General features: G+C 54.9%; 38 protein-coding genes and 1 tRNA gene. 9 read left to right on the plus strand and 30 right to left on the minus strand.

The annotated features are described in order from the left end of the window. Positions 1–6 precede the first annotated feature (6 nt). Entirely contained in the window at positions 7–1,026 is a 1,020-nt protein-coding gene (locus CDH48_RS14135) for an AraC family transcriptional regulator (protein ID WP_100689392.1), read from the plus strand. Here CDH48_RS14135 and CDH48_RS14140 read toward each other — a convergent pair. Both CDH48_RS14140 and CDH48_RS14145 read right to left on the minus strand, forming a co-directional pair. Continuing rightward, positions 1,023–1,901, minus strand: a complete 879-nt coding sequence (locus CDH48_RS14140) for a hypothetical protein (protein WP_227521099.1) — start codon at positions 1,899–1,901, stop codon at positions 1,023–1,025. The genes CDH48_RS14135 and CDH48_RS14140 overlap by 4 nt on opposite strands. Positions 1,902–1,906: 5 nt before the next feature. After that, complete coding sequence (locus CDH48_RS14145; RefSeq protein ID WP_188437772.1) at positions 1,907–3,292, minus strand: DNA recombination protein RmuC; 1,386 nt, start codon at positions 3,290–3,292, stop codon at positions 1,907–1,909. Positions 3,293–3,595: 303 nt separating this feature from the next. Here CDH48_RS14145 and CDH48_RS14150 point away from each other — a divergent pair, with 303 nt between their 5' ends. The 4 genes from CDH48_RS14150 to CDH48_RS14165 all read left to right on the plus strand — a co-directional run bounded on the left by CDH48_RS14150 (position 3,596) and on the right by CDH48_RS14165 (position 7,413). Continuing rightward, a complete protein-coding gene (locus CDH48_RS14150) occupies positions 3,596–3,973 on the plus strand; it encodes a hypothetical protein (protein WP_100689393.1) in 378 nt (125 codons plus the stop codon). A 173-nt stretch (positions 3,974–4,146) separates the two neighbouring features. Next, complete coding sequence (locus CDH48_RS14155) at positions 4,147–4,950, plus strand: ATP-dependent zinc protease family protein (protein ID WP_100689394.1); 804 nt, start codon at positions 4,147–4,149, stop codon at positions 4,948–4,950. Continuing rightward, positions 4,947–6,464 carry an inactive transglutaminase family protein gene (locus tag CDH48_RS14160; RefSeq protein ID WP_100689395.1) on the plus strand — a complete coding sequence of 506 codons (1,518 nt, stop codon included), beginning with the start codon at positions 4,947–4,949 and terminating at the stop codon, positions 6,462–6,464. Before CDH48_RS14155 ends, CDH48_RS14160 begins: the two co-directional genes overlap by 4 nt. A gap of 1 nt (position 6,465) precedes the next feature. Further along, entirely contained in the window at positions 6,466–7,413 is a 948-nt protein-coding gene (locus CDH48_RS14165) for an alpha-L-glutamate ligase-like protein (RefSeq protein ID WP_100689396.1), read from the plus strand. Positions 7,414–7,444: 31 nt separating this feature from the next. Here the strand turns inward: CDH48_RS14165 and CDH48_RS14170 are convergent, their stop codons facing one another. Beyond that, positions 7,445–9,034 carry a BCCT family transporter gene (locus CDH48_RS14170; protein WP_100689397.1) on the minus strand — a complete coding sequence of 530 codons (1,590 nt, stop codon included), beginning with the start codon at positions 9,032–9,034 and terminating at the stop codon, positions 7,445–7,447. Positions 9,035–9,326: 292 nt separating this feature from the next. Between CDH48_RS14170 and CDH48_RS14175 the strand changes: the two genes are divergently transcribed. After that, positions 9,327–10,970, plus strand: a complete 1,644-nt coding sequence (locus CDH48_RS14175) for an FMN-binding glutamate synthase family protein (protein WP_100689398.1) — start codon at positions 9,327–9,329, stop codon at positions 10,968–10,970. A gap of 147 nt (positions 10,971–11,117) precedes the next feature. Then, positions 11,118–11,194, plus strand: a tRNA-Pro gene (locus CDH48_RS14180). Between the two features lie 91 nt (positions 11,195–11,285). On the opposite strand, the gene CDH48_RS19105 is transcribed toward CDH48_RS14180, so the two are convergent. The 27 genes from CDH48_RS19105 to CDH48_RS19110 form a co-directional block, all read right to left on the minus strand. Further along, positions 11,286–11,471 carry a hypothetical protein gene (locus tag CDH48_RS19105; protein WP_157807835.1) on the minus strand — a complete coding sequence of 62 codons (186 nt, stop codon included), beginning with the start codon at positions 11,469–11,471 and terminating at the stop codon, positions 11,286–11,288. Continuing rightward, complete coding sequence (locus tag CDH48_RS14185; protein WP_100689399.1) at positions 11,437–11,865, minus strand: hypothetical protein; 429 nt, start codon at positions 11,863–11,865, stop codon at positions 11,437–11,439. The genes CDH48_RS19105 and CDH48_RS14185 overlap by 35 nt, the downstream gene beginning before the upstream one ends. A gap of 32 nt (positions 11,866–11,897) precedes the next feature. Next, positions 11,898–12,191, minus strand: a complete 294-nt coding sequence (locus CDH48_RS14190; protein ID WP_100689400.1) for a hypothetical protein — start codon at positions 12,189–12,191, stop codon at positions 11,898–11,900. A gap of 120 nt (positions 12,192–12,311) precedes the next feature. After that, a complete protein-coding gene (locus tag CDH48_RS14195) occupies positions 12,312–13,388 on the minus strand; it encodes a phage integrase Arm DNA-binding domain-containing protein (protein WP_100689401.1) in 1,077 nt (358 codons plus the stop codon). Continuing rightward, entirely contained in the window at positions 13,385–13,579 is a 195-nt protein-coding gene (locus CDH48_RS14200) for a hypothetical protein (RefSeq protein ID WP_100689402.1), read from the minus strand. The genes CDH48_RS14195 and CDH48_RS14200 overlap by 4 nt, the downstream gene beginning before the upstream one ends. 229 nt (positions 13,580–13,808) lie before the next feature. After that, entirely contained in the window at positions 13,809–14,045 is a 237-nt protein-coding gene (locus CDH48_RS14205; RefSeq protein ID WP_100689403.1) for a hypothetical protein, read from the minus strand. Beyond that, positions 14,042–14,374, minus strand: a complete 333-nt coding sequence (locus CDH48_RS14210) for a hypothetical protein (RefSeq protein WP_100689404.1) — start codon at positions 14,372–14,374, stop codon at positions 14,042–14,044. The genes CDH48_RS14205 and CDH48_RS14210 overlap by 4 nt, the downstream gene beginning before the upstream one ends. Continuing rightward, the gene (locus tag CDH48_RS14215; protein WP_100689405.1) at positions 14,371–15,153 is read right to left on the minus strand and encodes a DUF551 domain-containing protein; all 783 of its coding nucleotides are present in this window, start codon (positions 15,151–15,153) and stop codon (positions 14,371–14,373) included. Before CDH48_RS14215 ends, CDH48_RS14210 begins: the two co-directional genes overlap by 4 nt. Next, positions 15,150–15,383 carry a DNA translocase FtsK gene (locus CDH48_RS14220; protein WP_100689406.1) on the minus strand — a complete coding sequence of 78 codons (234 nt, stop codon included), beginning with the start codon at positions 15,381–15,383 and terminating at the stop codon, positions 15,150–15,152. The genes CDH48_RS14215 and CDH48_RS14220 overlap by 4 nt, the downstream gene beginning before the upstream one ends. After that, positions 15,380–15,688: a hypothetical protein gene (locus CDH48_RS14225; protein ID WP_100689407.1), complete on the minus strand. Its 309-nt coding sequence runs from the start codon at positions 15,686–15,688 to the stop codon at positions 15,380–15,382. Before CDH48_RS14225 ends, CDH48_RS14220 begins: the two co-directional genes overlap by 4 nt. Further along, positions 15,678–16,535 (minus strand): DHHA1 domain-containing protein, encoded by an 858-nt coding sequence (locus CDH48_RS14230; protein ID WP_100689408.1) that lies wholly within the window; start codon positions 16,533–16,535, stop codon positions 15,678–15,680. Before CDH48_RS14230 ends, CDH48_RS14225 begins: the two co-directional genes overlap by 11 nt. After that, complete coding sequence (locus CDH48_RS14235; RefSeq protein ID WP_100689409.1) at positions 16,532–16,753, minus strand: hypothetical protein; 222 nt, start codon at positions 16,751–16,753, stop codon at positions 16,532–16,534. The genes CDH48_RS14230 and CDH48_RS14235 overlap by 4 nt, the downstream gene beginning before the upstream one ends. Positions 16,754–16,758: 5 nt before the next feature. Beyond that, a complete protein-coding gene (locus CDH48_RS14240; protein ID WP_157807836.1) occupies positions 16,759–17,049 on the minus strand; it encodes a hypothetical protein in 291 nt (96 codons plus the stop codon). Next, positions 17,046–17,882 carry a hypothetical protein gene (locus tag CDH48_RS14245; protein WP_100689411.1) on the minus strand — a complete coding sequence of 279 codons (837 nt, stop codon included), beginning with the start codon at positions 17,880–17,882 and terminating at the stop codon, positions 17,046–17,048. Before CDH48_RS14245 ends, CDH48_RS14240 begins: the two co-directional genes overlap by 4 nt. Beyond that, positions 17,882–18,094 (minus strand): hypothetical protein, encoded by a 213-nt coding sequence (locus CDH48_RS14250; RefSeq protein ID WP_100689412.1) that lies wholly within the window; start codon positions 18,092–18,094, stop codon positions 17,882–17,884. The genes CDH48_RS14245 and CDH48_RS14250 overlap by 1 nt, the downstream gene beginning before the upstream one ends. Further along, the gene (locus tag CDH48_RS14255) at positions 18,091–18,675 is read right to left on the minus strand and encodes a hypothetical protein (RefSeq protein WP_100689413.1); all 585 of its coding nucleotides are present in this window, start codon (positions 18,673–18,675) and stop codon (positions 18,091–18,093) included. Before CDH48_RS14255 ends, CDH48_RS14250 begins: the two co-directional genes overlap by 4 nt. Next, complete coding sequence (locus tag CDH48_RS14260; protein WP_100689414.1) at positions 18,675–19,142, minus strand: hypothetical protein; 468 nt, start codon at positions 19,140–19,142, stop codon at positions 18,675–18,677. The genes CDH48_RS14255 and CDH48_RS14260 overlap by 1 nt, the downstream gene beginning before the upstream one ends. Beyond that, positions 19,142–19,777, minus strand: coding sequence for an HNH endonuclease signature motif containing protein (locus CDH48_RS14265; RefSeq protein WP_100689415.1), 636 nt, complete (start codon positions 19,775–19,777; stop codon positions 19,142–19,144). Before CDH48_RS14265 ends, CDH48_RS14260 begins: the two co-directional genes overlap by 1 nt. Positions 19,778–19,781: 4 nt before the next feature. Continuing rightward, positions 19,782–20,015 carry a hypothetical protein gene (locus CDH48_RS14270; RefSeq protein WP_100689416.1) on the minus strand — a complete coding sequence of 78 codons (234 nt, stop codon included), beginning with the start codon at positions 20,013–20,015 and terminating at the stop codon, positions 19,782–19,784. Next, positions 19,996–20,304: a hypothetical protein gene (locus CDH48_RS14275; RefSeq protein ID WP_100689417.1), complete on the minus strand. Its 309-nt coding sequence runs from the start codon at positions 20,302–20,304 to the stop codon at positions 19,996–19,998. Before CDH48_RS14275 ends, CDH48_RS14270 begins: the two co-directional genes overlap by 20 nt. Continuing rightward, positions 20,297–20,524 carry a hypothetical protein gene (locus CDH48_RS14280; protein ID WP_100689418.1) on the minus strand — a complete coding sequence of 76 codons (228 nt, stop codon included), beginning with the start codon at positions 20,522–20,524 and terminating at the stop codon, positions 20,297–20,299. Before CDH48_RS14280 ends, CDH48_RS14275 begins: the two co-directional genes overlap by 8 nt. Further along, the gene (locus CDH48_RS14285; RefSeq protein ID WP_100689419.1) at positions 20,521–20,703 is read right to left on the minus strand and encodes a carbon storage regulator; all 183 of its coding nucleotides are present in this window, start codon (positions 20,701–20,703) and stop codon (positions 20,521–20,523) included. The genes CDH48_RS14280 and CDH48_RS14285 overlap by 4 nt, the downstream gene beginning before the upstream one ends. A 13-nt stretch (positions 20,704–20,716) precedes the next feature. Continuing rightward, positions 20,717–20,917 carry a hypothetical protein gene (locus tag CDH48_RS14290; protein WP_100689420.1) on the minus strand — a complete coding sequence of 67 codons (201 nt, stop codon included), beginning with the start codon at positions 20,915–20,917 and terminating at the stop codon, positions 20,717–20,719. 14 nt (positions 20,918–20,931) lie between these two features. Next, on the minus strand, positions 20,932–21,321 hold the full coding sequence (locus CDH48_RS14295; RefSeq protein ID WP_100689421.1) for a response regulator transcription factor: 390 nt from the start codon (positions 21,319–21,321) through the stop codon (positions 20,932–20,934). Positions 21,322–21,585: 264 nt separating this feature from the next. Continuing rightward, positions 21,586–22,212, minus strand: a complete 627-nt coding sequence (locus CDH48_RS14300; protein WP_100689422.1) for a hypothetical protein — start codon at positions 22,210–22,212, stop codon at positions 21,586–21,588. Positions 22,213–22,226: 14 nt separating this feature from the next. Beyond that, positions 22,227–23,039, minus strand: a complete 813-nt coding sequence (locus tag CDH48_RS19435) for a S24 family peptidase (RefSeq protein ID WP_227521100.1) — start codon at positions 23,037–23,039, stop codon at positions 22,227–22,229. Between the two features lie 361 nt (positions 23,040–23,400). After that, a complete protein-coding gene (locus CDH48_RS19110) occupies positions 23,401–23,706 on the minus strand; it encodes a hypothetical protein (RefSeq protein WP_157807837.1) in 306 nt (101 codons plus the stop codon). 126 nt (positions 23,707–23,832) lie between these two features. Here CDH48_RS19110 and CDH48_RS14315 point away from each other — a divergent pair, with 126 nt between their 5' ends. Then, positions 23,833–24,291, plus strand: a complete 459-nt coding sequence (locus CDH48_RS14315; RefSeq protein ID WP_100689424.1) for a RusA family crossover junction endodeoxyribonuclease — start codon at positions 23,833–23,835, stop codon at positions 24,289–24,291. Next, a complete protein-coding gene (locus CDH48_RS14320) occupies positions 24,288–24,614 on the plus strand; it encodes a hypothetical protein (RefSeq protein ID WP_100689425.1) in 327 nt (108 codons plus the stop codon). Before CDH48_RS14315 ends, CDH48_RS14320 begins: the two co-directional genes overlap by 4 nt. The last annotated feature ends 94 nt before the right edge of the window (positions 24,615–24,708 follow it).

Below are 24,708 nucleotides of genomic sequence, written 5' to 3' on the forward strand. Positions count from 1 at the left end.
AATTCGATGTCTGATCTGACGGTTTCACGGCACTTTGTGCAGGCCGCCCTGGCTGGTGCAGAAAATCTGGGATTTGATACCAGGCAAATGCTGCGGGAAGCCGGTATATCCCCTGATCTTCTACGTATCGAGATGGCCAGGGTAAGCAGCGACCAGTTCAGCCTGTTAATGCAGATAATCTGGAACCGCATGGACGATGAATGCATGGGCATGGGGCCAAGGCGCGTGCGCACAGGCACCTTTGCCACCATGTGTGCCCTGGTGATCGATTGCCCAACCCTGGAAGCGGTTTACCGCCGCGCTTACCAGTTTTCCCGCCTGTTTGAGCCCATGGTGACCATGAAACTGGAAACCGACGGCGCGAAAGCGCGCCTAGTCAAGCACATTGAAGGCGAGATTCACGACCCCCATCACTTTATGCAGGAAAGCCTGCTGGTTATCTGGCATCGCCTGGGCAGCTGGCTTGTGGGGCAACCGGTGGAACTGGAGAAAGCACAGTTCGACTACTCGAGACCGCCCCATGGCGATGAGTACCGGCAAATTTTTCACTGCCCCCTGGAGTTTGAATCCGACTGCACGGCTTTAACGTTCGACAAGCGGTTTCTGTCTGCTCCGGTTATCCGTGACAAACCGGAAATGCTGCAGTTTCTGCAGACCTCACCAGCTGATCTGCTGTCCCGCCCGGACGCGAGCAATACGTTTACCGGTAAAATCAGGGCGCTTATTGGCCGGGATCTGTCAAAGCCGCTGCCGGATTTTGAATGGATTGCAGCGGAACTGCATACCAGCCCGCAAACACTCCGCCGCAGGCTGAAGCAGGAAAACACGTCGTTTCAGGAGATCAAGGATCTACTGCGCAGGGATATGGCCATTTACTTCCTCGGACGACAGGAACTGTCGATTAACGACATTGCGGCGAAAGTAGGGTTCACGGAACCCTCAACGTTCCACCGGGCTTTCAAAAAATGGACCGGCGTTACCCCGGGCGCCTACCGGGAAGGCGAGCGGGGTAACCTGAGGCACTAGGAACCCGAAGGGGCCTGCAATTTGCGGATAAGCTTTCCAAGAGTCTGCGCCACTTCTTCCACCTGGCTTCGATTTGGCGAGAGCTGAAACAAACGCGAGCCATCCCGTGGATCGTAAACCCAACAGGTCGCAATTGCCGGCTCACAGCCCCATTCTACCTGGGGGTTCACTCCGAAAACGGGAATCTGATCGGTTGTGCGTGTTGCACCACCGGAGCTGTTACGTCGAATCTCCTGAATGGAAATGGCGTCGTTGCCGGCGCTCAGGCGATATTCAATATCCGCAGGGCGGTCAAGCCTGACCACAGACTGATCCTGTCGCCAACCGGCAAGCCCCAACAGACTGTTGAGGTGCAGAACCAGAGCCTCACGATCGGAGTCTGCAAGATACAGTTTGCGCAAAGAGGCAAGTTGCTGGTCTCCAACCGGCTCAATAACGGCGATCCTGGTTCCTTCACCGTTTTGTGGTGTACGGGCTTTTTCGGCTCTCGCCCGTTCAATATCGGTAATCAGTTTCAGAGCATTCTGGTAATGACTGCCTTCAGCGCCGGCTTTGGTTACGTATGCTTCCAGCGCAGCCTGGGCTTCATTCAAGTGGGACGACTGCAGCATCACCTGGCCACGATAAAAGTAGTAATCAACGGGCTTTTCTGCCTCCAGGCGCTGCAACCGGTTGAGGTATTCACCGGCCTCACCCCAGCTTTCAGACGATACGGCTTCTTCTATTGCAAGCATCAGCCGACGGGCCTCATGCTCCGGTGCCAGTGCAGCAGCCTGCCCGGCAAACAGTGCGGAGGCGACAATCGCCACTCTGGCCAACCGGGGGGCCTTTAACACCCATGCCGGTAAACGATTTTTCCCAACACATACTGCCATGACACTCACTCCTGATCGTTATCTGCGCTCACTGCCTGGTCTTCCGAATCCACTTCTGCCTGATCGGTTATGGCTTTCGGCAGTTCTTTTTTTACTCTCACGCCAAGTTCAACAAACCGGTTAGCCTGGGAAATAAGATTGCCCCGGCCCCTGGTCAGCGTATTCATGGCAGAATCGTAGGTAACCTGTGCCGTCTGGAGTTGCCCGCCAAGGCGCTCCATGGCCTCCACAAACACCCTCAGTTTGTCATAAACAGCGCCAGCACGTTCTGCTATCAGGCGTGCGTTCTGGCTCTGGCGCTCATATCGCCAGATATTTTCAATTGTGCGCAAGGTTGCCAGCAACGTAGTAGGTGTTACTACAATAATCTTTCGCTCAAAGGCTTCTGCGAAAAGGTTCTCGTCCTGTTGAAATGCCGCCACAAAGGCCGGTTCTATGGGCATGAAAAGCAAAACAAAGTCAGGAGAATGCAAACCGCCCAACCGGCTGTAATCTTTCTCGCTCAACGTGCGAATGTGGCTTCGAACCGCTTCAACATGATTTTTCAAGGCCTCTTCGCGGGTAGTGTCTTCTTCCTCGATAACCCATTTCTGGTAAGCGAGCAACGACACCTTGGAATCAATCACCAGATTACGGCTATCCGGCAGATGCACAACCACATCCGGCCGGAGCAACTGGCTATCTGCATCCCGATAGCTGCCCTGGGTTTCGTATTCCACCCCCTTACGTAAACCGGATTTTTCCAGAACCCGCTCAAGGATAAGCTCACCCCAGTTGCCCTGGATTTTTTTATCGCCCTTGAGGGCCCGGGTCAGGTTGGCGGCTTCTTCTGTGATCTGCCGGTTAAGGTCCTGAAGCGACTTGATCTCGCTACGAAGAGCCTGCCGGTCCCGGGTTTCGGTGGTGTACACGTCTTCCACCCGTTTCCGGAAGTCCTGCAGCTGATCTCTGAAGGGGTTGAGCAGGGTATCGAGGCTTGTGCGGGTCTGCTGGGTGAAGCGTTCACTTTTCTGGTCAAAAATCCGGTTGGCGAGGTTTTCAAACTCCTGTTTCAGAGCATCCCGGTTGCGCTCCAGCAGAGCCAGCTTCTCAGCGGCAGAGCGCCGCTCTTCTTTCAGCATAACCTGCTGCCCCCTCATTACCGCCCGGGTTTCGCTCAACTCGGTTGCGAGTTCGTCAATCTTTGAACGCTGATAATCGCGCTCATTTAACAGCTCTTCGATGCGCCGGCTGTGAGCCGCCAGTTCAGACTGCAGGCCTGCAGCGCGGCTGTTAGCCCCTGCCTTTGTTAAAAACACCGCAACAAAAACCACAGTTGCCAACAGAAGGGTCGCCAATGCCGCCACCAATTCGGGCCGGGACACTACAAATTCGCTGATGGCCTCAGGCACAAACAAGACTCCTTTGTTTTTTTTGCGTTCATCCGGATTAACGTGAGCTTACACACACATTACATTCTATCGGAACATACCGGCCTTTTCTTTGCCGCTTTTTGCACTGGAACCCACGCACAGCGCGTATCACGACTGATTGGCAAATTGGTAATGCCGCTGAATCCAGCTCTGGACGCACAACGTAATATCCATTAGAAGTGTAGTAGTGAGTAGAAGTGTAATAGCAAGCGTGCCACTAATAGCATTGCCATTTTTTAAAACGGCTTCGAAGCCGACACTGGACCAATACGGGCAAACACAATGCTGAAAGAATTCTGGCGAAAGCTGGGCACAGAGTTTCGTGACACCAACTGCGCCGCCAATGAGTGTCGGGAAAGCATGCCCGGAGATTATGGCTCAGGTGAATTCCGCATTCTCCCTCACATTACCCATACCGGTGAATTTCATCTTGAACGCCTGACATCGCTGCTCAAGCACCGTTACGGTAAACAGCCCCCGGGTTCGGACACACCCTGCAGTGACGATGCTGTGCGCGATATGATCATGTTTGCCGCCCGTGTTCAGGACCAGGACATTCAAAGAGAGCTGCTGCTTTTTTATCTGAACTGCTCACCGATAATCCAGGAATACCTGCGATCCGATGAGATTCTTGGCACCAGTCACCTTTTCCCGCGCTGAGCCCTCTCAGGAGTGGGCAAGTCCTGTGCCTGGCAAGCAGCCCCTTAACCAACCGTAAAGTAAATACACACGTCAGTTGTTGTATACTCCGGCTCCGGACATTTTTGATGTAAACTTTCAGGCAGCCACATTCCTATCCATGTATGTGGCCGGCAACCGGTTCAGGGGTATTCATGGGTTCTAAACGATTGCGAGCTGGTCTGCCGGCATTTTCCGTTGTGGTACTGGCAGGCGCTGTTCTGCTGGCGGGGTGCTCGGCAGACAGGTACTTTATGGTTCCCAAATCCGATCTGAGTGAACTTGGCGCCTCGGTGCAAAGTCAGCGTGCAACGCTCGTGACCATGGAAAACAACGCTACGGTTCGGCATGAAAAGATTCTGGAACATAATGAAGCTGCAACACAGAAAGTACTGGAGGCCATTGCAACTCAGGTAGAGAAACCCTCTTGCCCCCCGGTCCCTGCGCAAACAACCTGCCCTGCTTCGGAGACATCAAAAGGCCGGGCCGACCGGCTGAAGGGTAAAGTGATTGTTGGTGAAGTAGAAAATTTTTATCTGGCAGGCCCGGGGCTGATCTACAAGGCGCGAATTGACAGCGGTGCGGAAACATCCTCCATTGACGCCCGTAACATTACCCGTTTTGAGCGCGATGGCCGCAACTGGGTTCGCTTCGATGTTCCGGTGCCTGGCACCGACGAGCTCGTAACTCTTGAAAAAGAAATATCCCGCCGCGTAAAGGTAATTCAGGCCAGTGCAGACGAGGCCGAGAGGCGCGTTGTTGTTGAGCTTCAGTTTTCCATCGGCGATCACCAGCAAGTGGCAGAATTCACTCTGGCAGACCGGAGCAATCTTTCCTATCAGGCTCTCATTGGCCGTAACATACTCCGGGACGTCATGCTGATTGATGTCGGCAAGGAATATGCCACGGAACTGCCCGAATCCATCCGCGCGGGCAATAATAACGGGGAGAAACAGTGAACAGCCCCTCGCGCTTACCCTTCTATATCGCTGTTTTTCTCCTTATCTCAGCCGGCATTTCACTGGCCGTATGGCGACACATTGAACTGGGAATTCCCTGGCTCACCGGCGAGCAGCGCCCGGTCTGGATGGTAGAGGCACGGGTTGATTTTAACGGCACGGGTGAACCTGTTGTAGCGAGCCTCAACGTTCCCGAACAGCCACCCGGGTTCCGTATTCTCACAGAGCAGGCAGCATCACCAGGCTATGGCTTTTCAATTATTGATAAAGCCGGAAGCCGGCGGGCAGAATGGACCAAGCGCGAGGTTGCCGGCCCACAAACCCTGTATTTCAAAGCCCAGTTTATTCCGGACCCGGACGCTGAACCCAGCCCACCGGCCCAGCCACCCAAAACCAAAAGGCTGTTCTGGGAAGAGCCCGAGGCAACCGCTGTGCGGGAGATTCTGTCCAAGGCTGAAGCACGCTCAAGCACCCCGGAAAGCATGACGAGGGAACTGATAAAGCTGATGCAGCCGGACACCCGCATTCAGAACACCACCCTGCTGGTGTCCGGAGAAAACTATCTTCAACTGCTCGTTGACATGCTCAACCACTCCGGAATCCCTGCAAGAACGGCGGATGGCCTGAAACTTGAGGACGCTCGGCGCCGGCAACAGTTAACACCTTTTCTGCAGATATATAACGGCGAACGCTGGCTTACCCTTAACCCGAAAACGGCCGCCCAGGGGGTTCCGGAAGACTTGCTGTTGTGGCGCCAAGGCTCGGAGTCGTTGCTTGATGTGGTGGGTGGCAGCAATTCCGAGATCAGTTTCTCCATGCTCCGGCAGACCATTCCCGCTCTTCAGCTGGCGGCGATGGAAGCCGACGACAACGGCCTGGGGTTCCTGAGCTTCTACGAACTCCCGATCGAAGAGCAGAGCATGTTCCGCATGCTTCTGCTGTTACCACTTGGCGCTCTGGTCGTTGCCTTTATGCGTATTGTGATTGGCATCAGAACGTCGGGCACCTTCATGCCCGTGCTGATTGCCGTTGCGTTTGTGCAGACCACGCTGGTACCGGGGCTTATTGCATTTTTATCCGTGGTTTCCATTGGCCTGCTGATGCGCGGGTATCTCTCCAGCCTCAACCTTCTGCTGGTGTCGCGAATTTCGGCTCTGATTATTCTGGTTATTTTCATTACGGCAGGCCTGAGTATTTTCGGTTACCAGATGGGGTTCAGTACCGGCATGACGGTCACCTTCTTCCCCATGGTTATCATTGCCTGGACCATTGAGCGTATGTCTATCCTCTGGGAAGAAGAAGGCGGCCAGGAAGTTCTCATTCAGGGCTCCGGCAGCCTGTTTGTTGCAATCTGCGCCTATTTGCTGATGAGTGCGCCCCTGGCGGGGCATCTCACGTTCAACTTCCCGGAATTGCACTTCACCATTCTCGGGTTGATTCTGTTGATGGGCCAATACACCGGCTACAAACTCAGCGAGCTCAGACGCTTCTCTCCAATGAAGGTCTACGACTGACATGGACTGGATCTCTCCACGCGTACTGAACCGGCTGGGCATGCTGAACATGAACCGGCGCAATGTGGACTATATCGCCCGTTACAACGAGCGTTCGTCTTACCCGCTGGTGGATAACAAACTTAAAACAAAGCTGGTGGTTGCCGAATATGGGGTAAAAACCCCGAGGCTATTGCAGGTTGTAAGGCACCAACATGAAATTTCCCGTTTCAGGGAAATGGCCGAAGAACTTGCAGGCTTTGCCATCAAACCCGCCAAGGGCTCCGGTGGCAAAGGCATTACCGTGATCACCGGTCGTGATGAAGACTATTTCGTAAAAGCCTCGGGCGCCCGTGTGGGAGCCTCTGTGCTGGAAAGACATCTCACAAACATTCTCGCCGGGCTCTACTCCCTGGCCGGTACACCGGATGTTGCCATTGTTGAAAACCTGGTGGAATCCGATCCGTCACTGGCCCGCTATTCCTACCAGGGCGTGCCCGATATACGCATCGTTGTGTTCCAGGGTTACCCCGTTATGGCCATGCTCAGGCTTGCTACAAAGGCTTCTGACGGCAAAGCCAACCTGCATCAGGGTGCCGTAGGGGTTGGTCTGGACATCGGAACGGGCAGAAGCCTGAACGCTGTGCAGTTTAATCGCCCTATTACACTTCACCCGGACACCGGCCTGGAGCTTGAGAACATCAACATTGATGCCTGGGACGAAATGCTGGAAATGGCGTCACGTTGCTATGAAGCAACGGGGCTGGGCTATATGGGTGTTGACCTTGTAGTAGACGCCAACGAAGGCCCATTACTGCTTGAGCTGAATGCGAGGCCCGGCCTTGCTATCCAGATGGCAAACGGTCGCGGCCTGCTGCCCAGGCTGCGCGCCGTTGAGAGCCTGAAACGCCCGCATTTCACGCCAGGTGAGCGGGCAAACTACGCGATGGAAACCTTCGCCAGGCTCTAAGCCACTGGTCAGAGACGCTCTGCGTTGCGTATTACATCTCCCCTCTGGCGATCAGCAATTTGCGCTCATGGGTAAGGCCTTTCAGCAGACCCCAGGTCATAATCAGCAGAATCACCGTAAACGGCAAACCTGCACTGACCGCAGATGCCTGGATGGCACCCAGTGCGTCCGTGCCTCCCCCGAAAATCAACGCTGCCGCAATGGCCCCTTCCATAACGACCCAGAACACACGCTGAGCAGTAGGTGCATCGGTTTTACCGCCGGCGGTTATGCTGTCGATAACCAGTGAACCGGAGTCCGAAGAGGTTATGAAGAACACAAGCACCAACACAATGCCAACGAAGGACAGAATACCCGTGAGGGGCAGGTTCGCGAACATCTGGAACATTGCAAGGGAGACCTCAGTGATTCCCTCCTCTGCAAGAACGCCAATGCCATTATCAATCTGCTCCAGTGCCGCGCCACCGAAAGAACTCATCCACACGGCCGTAATGAGGGTCGGGATGATGAGTACAGCCGTTACGAACTCGCGCACAGTGCGTCCCTTGGAAACCCGGGCGATAAACATACCCACAAACGGTGACCAGGAAATCCACCACGCCCAGTAGAACACAGTCCAGCCACGCAGCCAGGTTTCATCCTCCCGGCCAAACGGATTACTGAACGCAACAATGTTGGTCACATAACTGGAGGAAGTTACCCACAGGTTTTGCAGGATGCTCATGGTCGGGCCTGCGAAGATAACGAAAAACAGCAGGAGACCGGCCATGGACATGTTGATGTTGCTCAGTACCTTAACGCCCCCATCAAGTCCGCGCAGCACAGACACCAGGGCCACTGCCGTAACGCCAACAATAATGGCCATCTGAATGTTGATACCGGACCCTGTATCAAACAGATAATTCAGGCCGGAAGCGGCCTGCTGTGCACCGAAACCGAGGGACGTTGCGAGGCCGAAAATGGTTGCAACCACCGCGAGGGTATCAATGATGTGGCCAGGCCAGCCCCACACCTTGTCTTTCAGAAGCGGGAAAAAAGCCGACCGGATGGTCAGGGGCATATTCTTGTTATAGGCAAAGAATGCCAGTGAAAGAGCCACAATCGAGTAGACTGCCCAGGGGTGCAGACCCCAGTGATACATGGTTCCACCCATGGCAAGATTGCGGGCCTCAGGCGTGTTGGCAGCAACGTTGAACGGTGTACCGTACCAGCCAGTGTAGTATGCCACCGGCTCGGCAACTGCCCAGAACATCAGGCCAATGCCCATGCCTGCAGCGAACAGCATGGCAAACCAGGAGATAGTGGAGAACTCCGGTTTTGCATCCATACCGCCCAGACGAATCTTGCCGACCGGCATAAAAATCAACGCAAGGCACACAATGACGAAAATGTTGGCACTCAGCAAAAAGAACCAGTCAAAGGTTGCGATAATGTCGTTCTTGGTGCCATCCAGCAGTTCCTTGGCAGCCTCGGGAAACATCAGCGTGCCTATAACAAACACAACCACCAGTATTGCAGTGATTGGAAATACCGGTGCGTGCAGATCCAGCCCGAACGGACTGATGTTGTCCTGACCGGCTACGTAATCCGTTTGGTATTCGTCTTTAACTACGTCGCCCACGTGTTGGCGCCTCCTGATTCTGAATTTAGTACCGAAAACCCGTCATAACCCGGATTCCAACATTACAGGCGCGCCATAATAATGTTTTGAGTTCAAAACATCAAAATCGCGCCTTTTCAGTACAGCAGAGTTCAGCATAGACCAAAGTCTCTGATGCTGAAGCGCCACCGGGCGCTCTTTTGAACCGGAGAACCCGGAGAATCGGATATCAGTCGCCGGTCGTAACGTTATACTGTGCCCACAAGTAACCAACGATGACTCAATGTAGCCAGGGAGCCAAAACGGGATATTCATGGAGAAAACAACGACCTTTCCAGTGCGCTATTCAGCTTACGCCATCAGTATTGCAGGCTTTGTGGTGTCGACGGCTCTCAGCCTGCACTTTGAAGCCGGGTATATTGTTCCTTGCCTCTTCGGAGCTTTGGCCCTGCTCGGCACTTACGATGTGCTCCAACGCAAACATACAATCAGCCGCAATTACCCCATCGTCGCGCACATCCGGTACCTGTTCGAATCCATCGGCCCCGAGATCCGCCAGTACTTTATTCAGTCCGACAACGACGAGCAGCCGTTTTCGCGGGAGCAGCGCACCATCATCTATCAGCGCTCCAAGGACATACTGGATAAACGCCCCTTTGGTTCGCTTTTAAAAATATACGACGAAGGTTTCGAGTGGATAAACCACTCCTTGCAGCCCACCAAAATTCCCGACAGCAACTTTCGCGTGCAAATCGGTTCACGCTGTGCCAAGCCATACAGCGCAAGCGTTTTCAACATTTCGGCCATGAGCTTTGGTTCCCTCTCTGCCAACGCCATCCTGAGCCTGAACACGGGCGCGAAAATGGGCGGTTTCTATCATGACACTGGCGAAGGCTCCATCTCCCGCTATCACAGACAACCCGGGGGCGATCTGGTGTGGGAAATCGGCTCTGGCTACTTTGGCTGCAGAAACAAAGACGGTTCGTTCAACCCGGAAAAGTTCACGAAAAATGCCACGCTCGACCAGGTTAAAATGATAGAGGTCAAACTATCTCAGGGGGCAAAACCGGGGCATGGGGGCATACTTCCCGGTGCAAAGGTCACTCCTGAAATTGCCGAAGCCCGGGGCGTGTCTGTGGGCGAGGACTGCATCTCTCCTGCCCAGCACTCGGCGTTCTCAACACCCATTGAAATGCTGGAGTTTCTGGACCGGCTGCGCGTACTTTCCGGGGGCAAGCCGGTAGGCTTCAAACTCGCCATTGGCCACCCCTGGGAATGGTTCGCCATAGTCAAAGCCATGCTGGAGACCGGCCGCAAACCGGATTTCATTGTTGTTGATGGCGGCGAAGGCGGCACTGGCGCGGCACCACTGGAGTTTATCAACCGCATCGGCACACCCCTCACCGAAGCGCTGCTGCTGGTGCACAATACGCTGGTGGGAACCAACCTGCGCGAAGATATTTCCATTGGCGCGGCAGGCAAAGTCACCTCGGCTTTCAATATTGCACGCACTCTGGCGCTGGGGGCGGACTGGTGCAACGCAGCACGGGGCTATATGTTTTCACTGGGCTGTATTCAGGCACTGAACTGCCACACCGGTCGCTGCCCAAGCGGAGTTGCCACCCAGGACCCCAGAAGAAGCCGCAAGCTGGATGTAGAAGATAAAAGCAAACGGGTATACAACTTCCACAAGAACACTCTGGAAGCTCTGCAAAACCTCCTGGAAGCCTCCGGCCTGCGGCATCCAAGTGAGCTGGGCCCCGAGCACATTGTGCGCAGAGTGTCGAAGACAGAAGTGCACTCGTATATCAATCTTTTCCCGTTCCTGGCGCCCGGTGCCTTGCTGGAGGGTAAAACGGGCTATGCGGTGTTCGACAAGTACTGGTCGGAATCCAAGGCAGACAGCTTCGATCCACCAAAATTTATTCAGCAGCTCCGGGAAACCAAGCTCAGATAAAATTTGAGGGATGAAGATGCAAACCCTGTTTATTTTTGGTTTCGGCTAGTGTAGACTTCGCTCCCGCTAAGCCACTGAGATTCCTCTTTAAGTCTCATTGGCATACGCCGTCAAAGCAAAGCTTTGAAGAGGCAACAATTAGCATATCGGGGCGTAGCGCAGCTTGGTAGCGCACTTGCATGGGGTGCAAGGGGTCGTAGGTTCAAATCCTACCGTCCCGACCAGAATTCCCTAGAGAAGCCAGACACTTACACGGTGCCTGGCTTCTTTCGTTTCTGGCCCATCAAAAACAAATCCAATATATATCCAAAACCTTTATTTGCTGGCGGCCATTTGCAGAGCGATTCGGATGCCCTCACTCGCCTTACCGTTGCCGAGTTTTTGGGCGATCTCCCAGCTGGCATCGTCGATGTAAATGTTTCTCCGCTTGCCGCCCTCCATCTCCTGGGGGCGGTGTGCGGGGCGCTTAATTTCCGTATCTTCGGATGATTTCTTTTTCATTCAGTACACCCCAGTCTCTGATTTCGTACCAGCCCGATACATGGCCGGGGCTGCGCACATACTCAATAACAACGCCGTAGATTCGCTCCATGTCAGCCAGGTGCCGAACAAAGCTGTTCCGGCTCGTGCCCAGCTCTGCGCAAATGTCTGTGCTGTTCACGGATCTCGTTGCTATCATCCCGGCAATCCGGAGCCAGTCTGATGCGCGACCCCCTATTTTCTGCCTGGGGCGCATTGTTCTACCGAGGCTCATAGCCTCCGGCTCAATCGCTGCATTCAGATTTTCAGTGATCCAGGCGTTCAGCTTTTTGCCCTCGCTCTGCGCCTGCTTAACCCAGCGGGCCTTGTTCTCCCGCCGGGTTTCGAAGTGGATGGCTGAGGTTGGTGATTTCATAGCAATTTACCGCCCCGCAGGGCGGCTACCGATCAGTTGTACCAAGCCCAAAAATCCTGAACTCCGCCCTGGCTCATGAGGTAGTGAGCCCGCTCTTCGTCTTCTGCGCTGTCAGCTTCGACAAAATAGGTCAGGCCTGCATTTTCGCCCTCTTCTTCCAGCTGGAAACCTTCGCTAGCCAGAGAGCCGCGAACGTAGTCGATGTAGGCTTCGCTGTATTCGTCGAAAATGCGCTCGTTTTCTTTCTGCTCCGCCTCGCTTGCGGCAGGAACATCCAGAACTGATTGCTTCAGGGTTGCGAGGTACAGGGTAACGGTAGTAGTCATGATGTTTTCCTTTTAGGTCTCCGGTTCCGCCGGATCGGTGGGTTGATCTGCTCAACTCCATGATTAGTATTATACACACATAACTAAGGGGCGCAACACTTTTGTGTGTATATTTTTAAATTATTCTGCCGCCACCTCAACCCATCTGATTTCTTCGTGCCCAGAATCGTAATTGCTCGTCATTTTGGCGGTGGCGTGGCCTGCCAACTTCTGCGGATCAACGCCCTTATCCTTCAGGTTCTTGATGCCCAGCGCGCGGATCTCGTGAAACGTTGGCCGCTCGTTTTCCGGCACACCATCGAACAATTCGGACTCGTCCCGAGCCTCGGCAAATGCCCTGGTAATCATTTGCGGCTTAACCTGCGTCCAGTGATCCATCCCCGCCCTGTCTTTGATCTTGCGCTCCGGCCTGCGATGCACCAGGTACGGGCTGGCCAGATCATCACGGCAGCGCTTTATCACTTTGTCGAGCTTTGGCCCCACGGCAATGGCCAGGTACCCAGTATCGTATTTCTCGGTCTTTTCCTGCACCACGAATAGCCGCCCGTCCCGCACATCATCAAACCGCATCCGGGACACGTCACCGCGCCGCTGCAGCGTAATCAGCGCCAAATCCATGGCATTCTGCGCCCATCGCGGGCAGCGGGCATGTATCGCGTCGTACTGCGCCTGAGTGAGCCGTTGCCTGGCTTTCTTTTCCCTGCGCTTCAGCGTTGCCTCTGCAGGGTTGTCTGGCCTAAGTCCGCGACTCACCGCCACTCTGAACAGATCCACCGCCACCTGCCGAATCTGGTTTGCGGTTCGGGCTGAGTGATCTTCAAGCAGCTTCGCCAGATCCTGAACGTCCACATCTTCAACCGCGGTGTCGCCCATCGCCGCGATCAGCTTGCGCATCTGCACCTGGTACATTTCCAGAGTGCTCTTCTTGTACTCACGTTCTGGGGCGATATTCTCAAGCCACCACTTCGCATGCTGACGGACTGTCACCCGGCCAAGCACCTTGCCCACCAGATCGTTGTCCGGCATCAGCATTGCGTTCAGCTCTTTTGCGGCTGCGATAGCTGCGGCCCTGCTAACCCCCATCCCGTGGAACTTTCCGGTTACCGGATGGCGATACTGGTACGACTTGCCGCCGTTGCTCGAATACAGATTCGGTGGCAACGCCCTGTTCTTCGGTCTGCGTGGCCGTGGGCTCATGCTGCCAGCACCTTATTCACCAGCGGGTTGTTCGACACTTTCAGGCGGTCCAGGTCAACGTAATAGATGGTGCCGATACGCTGCCCAGGCAGCTCACCTTCTTCGATGCACTTTTTCAGCGTCTTCATGTCCGGCTCACTCCCCTTCTCAAAGTACCGAGTCCGGAACTGGGTTGCTTTCATGAGTTTCACGACTACTCCTCCTCCGGCGCTGGCCGTCGATGCTCAAACTGATACCGACATCCGCTGCATCGGTCATCGGACCAGTCAGTTAGTACACACGGTCGATTCGGTAAAATTGCTCTCTTTCCCGCCGGATGCGCGCACCGCCCTCGATAAAAGTGGATGCAATTAATGTTCGGCTGATAGCCGCCTCGATGATGGCGAGCACGAGGTTGGGGCACAAAATGGTCTGGCCTTGTCACTTCTCACCTCCCGCCCGCTCGATAAAAATCACTTTCGCACGTGCCGCTTCGGCCAAAAGAAGTGCGTCCAGGTGTTCGGAAAGCCGAGCCTTCAGCTCTTCGGTCAACTGCCTAGCGGGACTAAAGGGGGCCGGCACCGGTGCCAGATGGCTCACCGTCTCGGCTATCGCTTGTCGCAGCTGGGCATTGGTCAGAGTGCTTATCTTCTGGGTCGCTTGCTTACTTCTGCTCACTTTTCACCTCCAATTTCCCGGCTAACCCGCTTCATCAGGTCGCACTGCTCTTTGCTCTGGACTGGCGGGAAGGCAAGGAATAGCTCACCAAGTAGTGCGCGCACGCGCTCAAGCTCTCCCCAGGCCACGGTCTCCGCGTCCATCGCCGAGTCTTTTTCTGTGCGCGCCTCAGCAATCAGATCTTCAGCCTTATCCGCCCGGATATACTTCACCGCCTCGGCAGGATCACAGGCATAGGATGGCGCTGGATCGTCGCACCACACCATGCATGGCGCTCCGTCTACGTCCTCGCCCGGAATTAAGTAGATGATTTCTGGTGTTTCGGTCACTTCTCACCTCCCGCCCGCTCGGCATCCAGATCCATCCACTCAGTAATCCGCTCGCTCACTGGTTGCTCAAATTTCGTCGGCTTTCGTGGCCCGTTTCGCATGTAATTAACCAGCGATTCGCTGACTTCGCGGAAGTGCGTTACTCGTCCACTCTCATGCTTAACAAGGATTCCGTTCGGCGCTTTCCTGCTCGCTCTGCGAGGCTCCGGCAACCGATCCTCACACCTAACCCACCCATCAGCCTGGGGCGTGGTGGGGGTGGAGAGATTCATGGCCAGCTCGCAAATATCGATGGCGTATTGCCCCGAATTGATACCCATCTGTCGCACGGATTCCGGCACCTCATCATCTAACGTTGAGCGTGCAAAATTGGCGGCATTTTCAACAATGATTTTGAATAGCTTGTCCCATCCGCAGGGGTATGGGCACTCCGGCACGGCGGGCTGGGGCTGGGTGTAGAGCGCTCGGGTATCATGCTCTGGGCTACCATCACACTTTTCCTTCCAGCCTCTACTGCAGTCCATCCAGTCCGTTACGCCTATTTCACGCCACTGGTACACCGCCCTCGCACCCTGGCCACCCTGAGCGCGGGCAGCTTGCCACCCCATCCACTGCCCGTGATATATCTCGACATCCTCAAACCCGGCTGCACCTGGCAGCGCGTCGTATTGCTCGCTGATATCATTCCAGTAGATTCCTGCCGGTACCGGAAACCTCTGCTCAAACAATTCGCGCTCGCGAACCCTGGTTTCTTCGATTGGTTTTAGTTCGATGTTCATTTCTCGTTTCCTTTTGAGGCTCCGGCAATGACTTTTCCGTCCGGTCCTGCTTGGTCGATGATGCCTTGCCGCTGCATTGCTTCGATCATCCTCCACGCCCTGTTGTAACCCAGTTTCAGCTTGCGCTGGACGTAGGACACGGATGGCCGACCTCTTTCGATCACAAGCTGAACCGCATCTGAATAAAATGGATCTGTTGAGCCATCCTCATATGATTGAAGTTCGCTCACACCTCACCCCCAAACACCGTAAACCGGCACTGGCCCGAATCAATCGCCGCCCGTAGGCTCTCATCGTCTCCGAACTGGATCACCAGAGCCTTCGGAACCTCCATACCGAAAGCGTCCGTGATGTCTCCGGCCAGAATCAGGTTGCCCTGCGACTTTTTCGTGGCGTCACGAAAATGATCTGAACTAACAAGGTTTTGTTGACAGTTGCCAAGACTGCCTCTGGCATTCCACCCCATTCGCACCATGCGCCGAGCTTCCGGCCCAATGCTTTGTAAATGTTCCAGCTCGTACTCTTCAAACGTCATAACCACCCTCCCAGCCAATCGGCATCATGAAACCCGCAGCTCTGGCATGCCCACCCCCACCAAAGCGCTTTGCAATCTCGCTCACGTCCATGCCGGTATCCTTCGAACGCAGGCTAAACTTGCGGCCATCCGGTGTATCGAAGTAGCTGGCGGAAAACAGCTCACCCTCAGCCATGATGTTCCCGGCATCAGATGCAAACATGTAGGGCACGTTGGCCACCGGTACCGAGTAACCACAGATCATCATCCGGCGCTTGGTGGCTTTCAGGATGTCGTCCAAATCCTTGTTATGCTTCCGGCGTAGGGTTTGGCCCATGCGCAGCATGAACTCCAGACCCTCGTCGTCTTCCACAGCCGTGAGAATGTTTTTCCACACTTCAAAATCGAAGTCATAAGAGAACAGAGCGGCCGACAGCTCTCGGGTACCCTTTAGCTCGAACTTCCACAGGTCACGATCTTGGATGTAGTCGATCAACCGCGGGCGGTCCTCGTCTGGAAAGCACCAGTCCCATGTAATTGCAGCCCCAGAGCGGGCCATATCAAACTGACCGTGGACGCGCCCAGCATCAAGCAGTGGCTGAATATCTGCCTCAGCGGTTTTGTGGTGATCCAGAATCGTGACGCTCTTAGCCTGTGCAATGATCTGCTCCAGCACTGGCAGTTTGTAAGAGAAATCCACCAGCAGAACGTCATGGCCTGTGCAGTTCGGCGGGGTCTCGCCATAGGCTGCTGGCACGAACTCAGGGCGGCTATCGGCAAAGCGCAGCCATACAGCTAGGGCAGCCCCGAAACCGTCCGCACAGTTCGCGTGGTAGATGCACAGGGTTGGTTTGATTAGGGTCTTCATTCTGATTTTTCCTTTTGTGACATGTCACGATCTTTATAAACGAGCGAAAGCAGGTACTCGGTCTGGTCTGTAAAGCCCTTTTCCTTAGCCTGCTCCGCAATCACTGAACGCTCTATTGCGGACAGCCGCATCGTCAGGTTGGCCATACCAAGAATCTGGTCACGATGCTTCTTGCGAACTCTCTCATTCCGCTTGCGCTCTGCATCTGTCAGGGCCATGGCTATCACCTCCCATGGAACGCATCGTGTTTATCCAATGGCCTGCTGCTTACAACGCGCGAGCAGATCAGGGTCTGTCCGCCTCTCACCAGGGGCATCTCACGCGCCTGGCGGATCGCTCCGGACTCAGCTTCACGATCGCCTGCAGCCCTGAGATAAATGCTGCGTGTGGCTTTGATCTTCCGGGCTCCCGGAGCCCGGTAACCAACCAGAACCTTCCACGGCCATGGCTTCTCTGGGTCGATCCTCAGAGGGTGGTTATCTGACAGCTGGTACATGCTCAACTGATCCATCATGCGACTCCCGCTGCTAACGCCATTTCTCTAACGGCATAGTCTTTGTTCACTAAGCCCCGGGACTTGTTACCGACAACTGCTGAGTTGACCCAAACGGTTTTGTTGGCGAGCCGCCGAATATGCCCTCTGCGAAGATGCACACGAGGTGATCTGCCAGTGCCAGAGCGTCCACAAGATCCGTTGCCTTCGGCCTGCGCAATGGTTAGAACTTTGTAGGAATAGAATGGTGGCTTACCCTTGCCAGCCCGCTTCTTGTTGAGGCGCTTACGTCCGCTAGGTGCTTCAGATATTGTCGTATTAGAACAAGCCAGCGCACATAGCAGCTGAACCACCACAGATCGTACAAGCCGAACCATTAGCTGAAATTCCGAAAAAAGTTCTCGTACAGAATTATTCAAATCGGCGGTCACACTGCCGTGCGCTAAAGTTCCTTCCGCATAGTTATCTTGTATCCTCAAAGGGGAGAGGATCCACCTAGGTTCGGGGTCAACAACTTGTAAGAACGTAAGAGCAACAATTACATCGCTGTCGTCGCACTGAATGGCAAGTACGACATACTTATTAAAACCTTCACCAGGGAGACCCTCCCATTCGATGGCCATCGAGCTGAACGGCAACCGCTGACCATGCGCATATTTCTTGTATATCTGACGAAGATCATCGCCATCAGAAAACCCGGCTTCAGGAAGTACCATGCCACCCGGAGGCAGTCGAAATTTCACGCTGTCCTTTATTGCTCCCCGCAACTTCGCGGCCATCTCAGCCAGTGGGGTTTGCGGATCTAACTTATCGAGATCGGACAATAGCTCAGTCACAAAGTAGGTGTGATCCATCACATATCCCCCATCACAGCCAAAGCCTTTCGCCCTGCCTTCAGTAGCGCCTTGCGGTGGCTAATCTTCTCAATGCCCTTGGCATTCATGTGGTGCAGGGTTTCCGCGATTGTTGCCAGCGTTGCCACTGGGCTAGTCGTCGCACTCAGCATCAAACTGATTTCGCAGTCGCTGGCGGATGTGCCTATGACCTGCTCTGGTGTTTTGCTCACGCTGCTTTCTCCCGTTCTTCCAGATAATCCCTATTCGATTGCTGCCAAGTAGCCTTTCGGCTCTCGCTGTACCCGGGCCCCGCCATACGCTCAATCGTTCGCCGGTCATTGCACACCTGGGCGATAATCTCAGGCGGTGCGTAGTAGTAGTGCCAGAGCTCCACCGGGTCATCTGGCTTTCGGCCAGACCATGTTTGCGCGATCCATCCCATATCAAACACTTGGTCGGTGCGCTGGCTGCTTAGCACATCGGCGCGCAGCTCGTGGTAAGCGCCATCGATGTCGCCGATCTTGCGGGCCGGCAGGTCAAATGTTTGGCTTTCCATCCACATGGCCCCATCCGGAGCGCGACACAGCGCCCGCACACCGATCATCCAGTTGCGCGGGTGGCTCACCAGGTGATGTGCCAGATCCTCGCCCATGGGGCACCAGCCGCCCATACGCAGGTACGTTTGCGCCGTGGTGTACTGGAAGCCATCTTTTGGGCTCAGCAGGCCTTCCCATGTGAACAGGTGGCATGTGCCGAACAGTTTCTGATCCCGCGCTCGGTTGCTGTTGCGCTTGCGTCTGGGCTTAGCCATTACGCCACCTGCCCTATGTACCGATCAGCCACCAGAGACATGGCCTCAAAATCACCAGGCCACTGAATTTCAAATTTCTGGCGCGCCACAACGAAGAACAATTCACCGCGCTCGATAACTAAAGAGGCATTTTCCGGCACTTGCTCCTGAAGCTTTTCCAGCAGCTGCAGCACATCGGTGGGCTCTGGGGACTCTGCGCAAACCGTTTCACCATTCAGCCCGTTGTTCGGATAGCCAGAAAGATCGAGCATTTCCCGGCCCACACCGGTGAGCGACCAGCGCCCCGGGTTGTGTTTGGCGATCAGCCCGGCCTGTTTCATATTGCCCAGGGCTGCGCTCATCTGCTTGCGCGTTTCAAATTCCTCAAACTCCGCATGCAGATCGTTGGTGTGAGATTCCCCGTGTTGCTTCAGGTAGTGCAGGATCTGCATTTCCTGCACTGCCAGGGGTGAGTGGTTGTTAGCCATTACGCCAATTCCTCTTTTCTTTTCCTGGCGACCATTTTCAGCCTCGCCATCGTTATCAGTACGTCCATGCCGCCCTCAGGCAGGCTACCCATTGCCATCCACCGGTTAATCACCGCGTTTTCTCCCCGTGTGACAGCTACCAGGTTGTCAGGAGCAATGTTTGTTATATCCATGTCCCGGAACCGGACAATATGCCCTTTGGGCAATGGCCCGTTGTGCTCTTCCCAAACGATCACATGCACAAACCTCCAGTTTTTATAGCTCTGGCCCTTCGGCGCATCGTCTCGCACTTTGCGTTTGCGGTAGCCGTATGTATCTATAATTTCCGTGCCCACGGGCTGGTGGTTCTGGGGCAAATTCCCAGGCTTAAACCGGGTCTCGATTGAGCGCCCACCACTTACAAAGTTCGCGCCCTTGTTCCAGGTGTTGTGGCCCTTTCGGAAACACCCGGGCTTTTCTGCCGCCAGGTACTCTGAAGATTTCTTCAGGCCGAGAACCCGCCCGCGGTTTTTGATCGATGCATAAGTGCGCCCGAGCAGCTTTGCGATCTTCCGGTTTGATGTGTGCGGGTACAGTTCCCGCAGCCACTGGTCCTGCTGTGCTGTCCAAACCGCACTGTTCGTTCGAGCCCCCACGGCCTTAGCCCTTAATCTCAAGCATTTCGGGCATCTTGTGGCTGTGCCCGTACTCGATCTTGAGCTTGGCTGCGTCGTACACAAGCCGCGCGTTAGAGACGATCTCTTTGCTGACGGTTGTTACCGACTGCGCCCGCTTGATCTCGGTTTCCAGCGCCTCTCCTTTGAGGTTTGGATCGTTCAACCGCGCCAGCTGGTCAAACAGCGTTTCATTGAGATTACTCAGCCCCTTGGACATCACTCATTTCCTCCGTGGATTCCCGATCAATTTGTTTCAGCAGCTCCTCGGCATTTCGCAGAGCCGCCTGGTATGTGTTCTGAGCCGCAACGGCCATCTTTGCCATTGCGGCCAGGTCTTTCAGCACCTCGTGCAAATCATCTGCATGCCGGTTTTTGGCTGTTTCGATCACCAGAGGTACCTTGCGGAGCTTGTAACGCTCCACCTGGTCTTGCAGGTCTGCACCAGGCGTGAACACAGTTAGCAGCTCTTCGTCGCCTGGCCATATCAAGCCGTATGCATCAGCCATTGCTCACCTCCCAACGCTCCGCGCCATCCTGTTCGTTGCCGCCAACTGCCTCCCACTGGTTACCAGCCTCATCAACAGCGATGCAGCCCGGCACGTAGGCCTCCGGCCTTGGAAAGTCTTTGGCCCAGCCCGAAACATCGTTGCCAAACAGGACGACATACCCGCCAAACAGGCCCCGAACCTCACGGTAATTATTCGCTTGCTCTCTCCGGTTGCTCATGCCCGCTCCTTTTGCTTTCTCAGGTAAATTTCCTCCCGGTCTACCGAGATGGACCTGTCTGCAATCACCCCAAGCCGCACCTGAGCGCCCCGGTTTTCAAGCACTACTACTTTTGCGGTCTCTCCGCTGGCGGTTTCCATCACCACAGCTTCCCCGGGCAAGCGCGTTAGTATCAGCATCTCTATCCCCTGCTCAGGCGGCGCCTGGACCCGTTTGTGCATTAACGGCCCGCGGCCTGGATTGCATGCGCACCACGTTGCTCTGGCCTTCGGCTGGCGAAAACCGGAACCGGTTGTGCTCCACGAGCTTCATGTCGCACTTGATCTGAGCAGCAAATTGCATCAGCGAAATGATGGGCGTGTTGTCTGGCAATTCGATGGTGATCGTTCTCATGATTGTTCTCCTGGTTATGCGTAGTTGGCGCTGATTTGTTTGCGCCCGATGCGGCTGGCGGTCACTGGTGGCCGGGATGAGCTCACTGACGATGGCCGGCTGCGCATAGCAGGCACGGCAGCAAACACCAGCAGCGCCCAGGCAAGCATGCGAGCCCGGAACAGGCCCTGCATCCAGCCTTGGCTGATGAGGTCTACACGGCTGTGTGCGTGGAATTGGTCTTTGGCTTCGTCGAGGTGCCAGTTAACGGTGTCTGGCGAGATGCCCAGTTCCCGGGCGATTTCTTTGGCGCTCATACCTCTGGCCGCCAGCATGACGACTTCGGCGCGGCGTGGCGGTAAAAGCGTGTTGTCCGCCAGCTCTACGAGCATTCTTGGATAAGTTGGTTTTTGTCTGCGACCCATGCTGTTGTCTCCCTGATCAACGCTATGGGTAAAGATTACCTTTGGGTAAATACTCCAGTCAATACCTTTGGGTAAACTTTTTTGAAAAATATCTACCTGACTCGTTTCAATGAGTGTATTGCACCGAAAATATGAAGGATGCCGCAGGATTTACTGTCATCTGCCCGGCGGGCTGACGTAGGAGAAAAGGTTTTCTTAATGCATTATAAAACCGCCAGCATCATTTAACTGGCAGGGTATCAACAGTGCTGGCGATAGCGATATTTAGCGGCACTTGGATCTCACGTACTTGATGGCATCAGAGCCACCTGTCAGTTTAACCGCGAACTGAACCCGCCCCTCGCCGTACCATGAAAACTCTGCAATCATCGTGGGGTTCGTTTCCAGTCGCCGGATCACCTCCGCGCTATCATCAAACATTAAGAAGCGCGACCCATGATCCTGAGTGAAGCCATGGGTAATGATGTCGCCACTCCAAAGCACTTGAGCCTGGATTTCTGAATATTCATCGCGCAGATCGGCGCCGAGCATGTTTGGCGAAGTGGAAAATACAAAATAAGCCCACTCGTGATTGCTGCTGCAGCCGATAGCGAGCTTCATCGTGGTGTCATGATACGGAAATTGCATCGGCCACATAGGGGGTATATTTGCAGTTAGCACGTAAAAAGATTTGCGCCCGCGCATCTCGTCAAAAGCCCGCGTCTCTGACCATCCAGAAGGCAGGGTTGGGGGTTTAGGCGCCGGCGTTGAGTAGACCCGGGAGAAACACTCCTTCCGCTGGGCGGAATCGTCTATGGACAGGCATTCCGTCATATCAATTTCTTGGGCCGACAACTGGACTGAAGCTATTGATATGATTGCTGCAGCCGCCCAAACTGACCATCCTTGCATAATAAATCCCTTCCCTATCTTAGAACCGACCACCAAAAAACCCGGCCAATGACCCGCACGCTGGCGACCATCTCATCGGCTGTAATTTCTTCAACAGGATGCTCGCCGGCGTTTTGGCTAACGATCTTTAATCCACCGCCAGGCCTGCGATGCAGGTATTTAACACGCAACATTCCGCCGTGATCGATAGCGTATATTTCGCCGTCCCTAATTGTTGTGTCACCGGTGTCCACACCTACGCAGGTTCCGTCGGGCATAACCGGCTCCATGGAGTTGCCGCGAACAAATGCGCAAGCTGCATTTTCTTTCTGTACGCCAGCTCTGGCCAGTGTGGATTTCGCAAAGCGGAGTTTGGCCCCGTGATTCTCAACAACTTCCGTCTGGCCCGCGCCTGCTGCCAGCTCTACTTCCCGGAATAACGGCAACTCAACCTCATCGTCGTCCAGTGGTGTTTTACTGTCCCATGCATCCATCCGCCCGAAGAACTCCAACTCATCGGCTCGTTTGCCGCCGCTCTCCTTTGGCGTTCCGGTAAAAGCAACCCCAGGGTTTGCGCCATAATCCGAAAACCCCTCACGAACCTGACTTCCGATTGCTCTGTGCGCTTCATCCAGAACTATTGCTTGATCCAGCCATCCCTTGCGGAGACCCACACTTTCTTCTACATGCCGAGCGAACCCCTCACCAATGTTCTTTGTCCCCTTCAGGACTCTTGAAATGTAATCGGGCTGGCGGTCTATAGCGTCAGCTAGCGCCCGTTGTTTGCCGTCAAACTGGCTGCGAATTAACCGTGAAAGGTTGTCCCTGCGGACTTTATGAATATCCATTTTGCAAGGATATTTGGCGATTACTTTCTGGTAAATGTCCTGCGGGTTGACAGGATAGTTACCCGTGGGTAAATATAGCGCGCATGGACCCATTAAAAAGTTACCTCAACAGCCTAACGAGAGCCGACCAGGAAGCGTATGCAGCCGCATGCAACACCTCGCTTGGCTATCTCAGAAAGGCAATATCAACCGGGCAAAGACTTGGCGTCGAGCTTGTGGTTCGTCTCCACATAAATTCGGGCGGCAAAGCTAACGCCAGAGATATTCGTCCAGATGTTGACTGGGATCAGTTCAATCTGATTTCCCCGCCCCGCGGCGACGAGGCCGCCTGATGGTTTCCATTACACCACCCCGGCACAACTCAAATACCGAGGTGACTGGTGGTGGATATGTATACAGGTGTATGTGCAAGCGCGAGCTGCAGCGCAATAAGCAGCCGGTAAAGCTGGTAGTGCCGCCATTTGAAACTGGGAGATAGGGTCCCGGTGAAGAACGCCAGCAGCATGGGCCGAAGGATCCCGACCTTGCCGCCCCGGTGACCGTGCCGCCTGGCTCTCGTAAGGAGCCCGTATCTGGAAGGGTTACTTGCCCCGTTGTGGGAGCGGTAAAGCTGTAGCGATAGCCCTTCACAGATGCGCAGATCGGCTGGCGTCGTCGCATCAAGCATGTTGGCGAGTGAGTCCGGCCCGGCAGTGCATCAAAGCAATGACAGCTGTGAACTTGTAAAGCAATACGACCCCGGCCTCTGCCACCAGGTACGCCGGGGTTATCTCAAAAAAAGGCAAAACGTGACATGTCACGAAATGCAGTAGCTAAGCAAACCGACCCGGAAGCACCACGAAAGTGGCAAGTAATGCTGCCGTGGCCAGCCCGGGAACTGAGCCCGAACGCCAGAGTGCACTGGGCCAAGAAATCCACAATTGCGAAGCGCTACAGGCACGCCTGCAAGATTAAATCCCTGCAGGAGATCCAGGACGCAGCCTGGGATGTGCCAGCACTGCGTGACGTTGTCGAAGCTGGCGGACGAGTGCACCTGTTCATCGACTTCTACCCTCCAGACCGGCGGCACCGGGACGATGACAACGTAATCGCATCGTTCAAAAGCGGGCGTGATGGGCTGGCGGATGCACTGAAAATTGACGACAGCAAGTTTCGCATTCATCCGTTTTTCGATCCTGACCAGCCCATGAAGGGCGGCGGCGTGAAGGTAACGGTAACGGGCTGTATGCCCGCCGAAGGAGACAGGCAATGAAGGTCAACCCAGAAACCATGAGCTGGACAGCGCCCACCACCAACGTGGACGGCACTGAAATCACCTACGCCCTGGAATACGAAGTGGGGCTGGACCAGAAAGGAATTTTTTCGCCCATCGTCACCATCCCGGGCCAGCTGCAGCCGGATAACCGGTATACAGCCCCGATTGCTGACCTGCCCCTGGAGTATGGCGAGCACACGATTGCCCTGCGCAGCTTCGCAAAAGAGGCCCCGGATCGTGTGTCTGAGTGGTCTGAGCCGGTGACGTTTGTGCTGAGTGCGGAGATTCCCCGCGCCCCTTTGGATTTGCGGGTTACCTGAAGCGCTTCTGGCGCTGGCTGGTAGCCCTGTTTTGAGAAGTGAGAACCCAGAAACGAAAAACCCCGGCTCAAACGCTGCGGAAACAGCTCGCCGG

Source organism: Marinobacter aromaticivorans (assembly GCF_002806975.1).
GTDB classification, from domain to species: domain Bacteria; phylum Pseudomonadota; class Gammaproteobacteria; order Pseudomonadales; family Oleiphilaceae; genus Marinobacter; species Marinobacter aromaticivorans.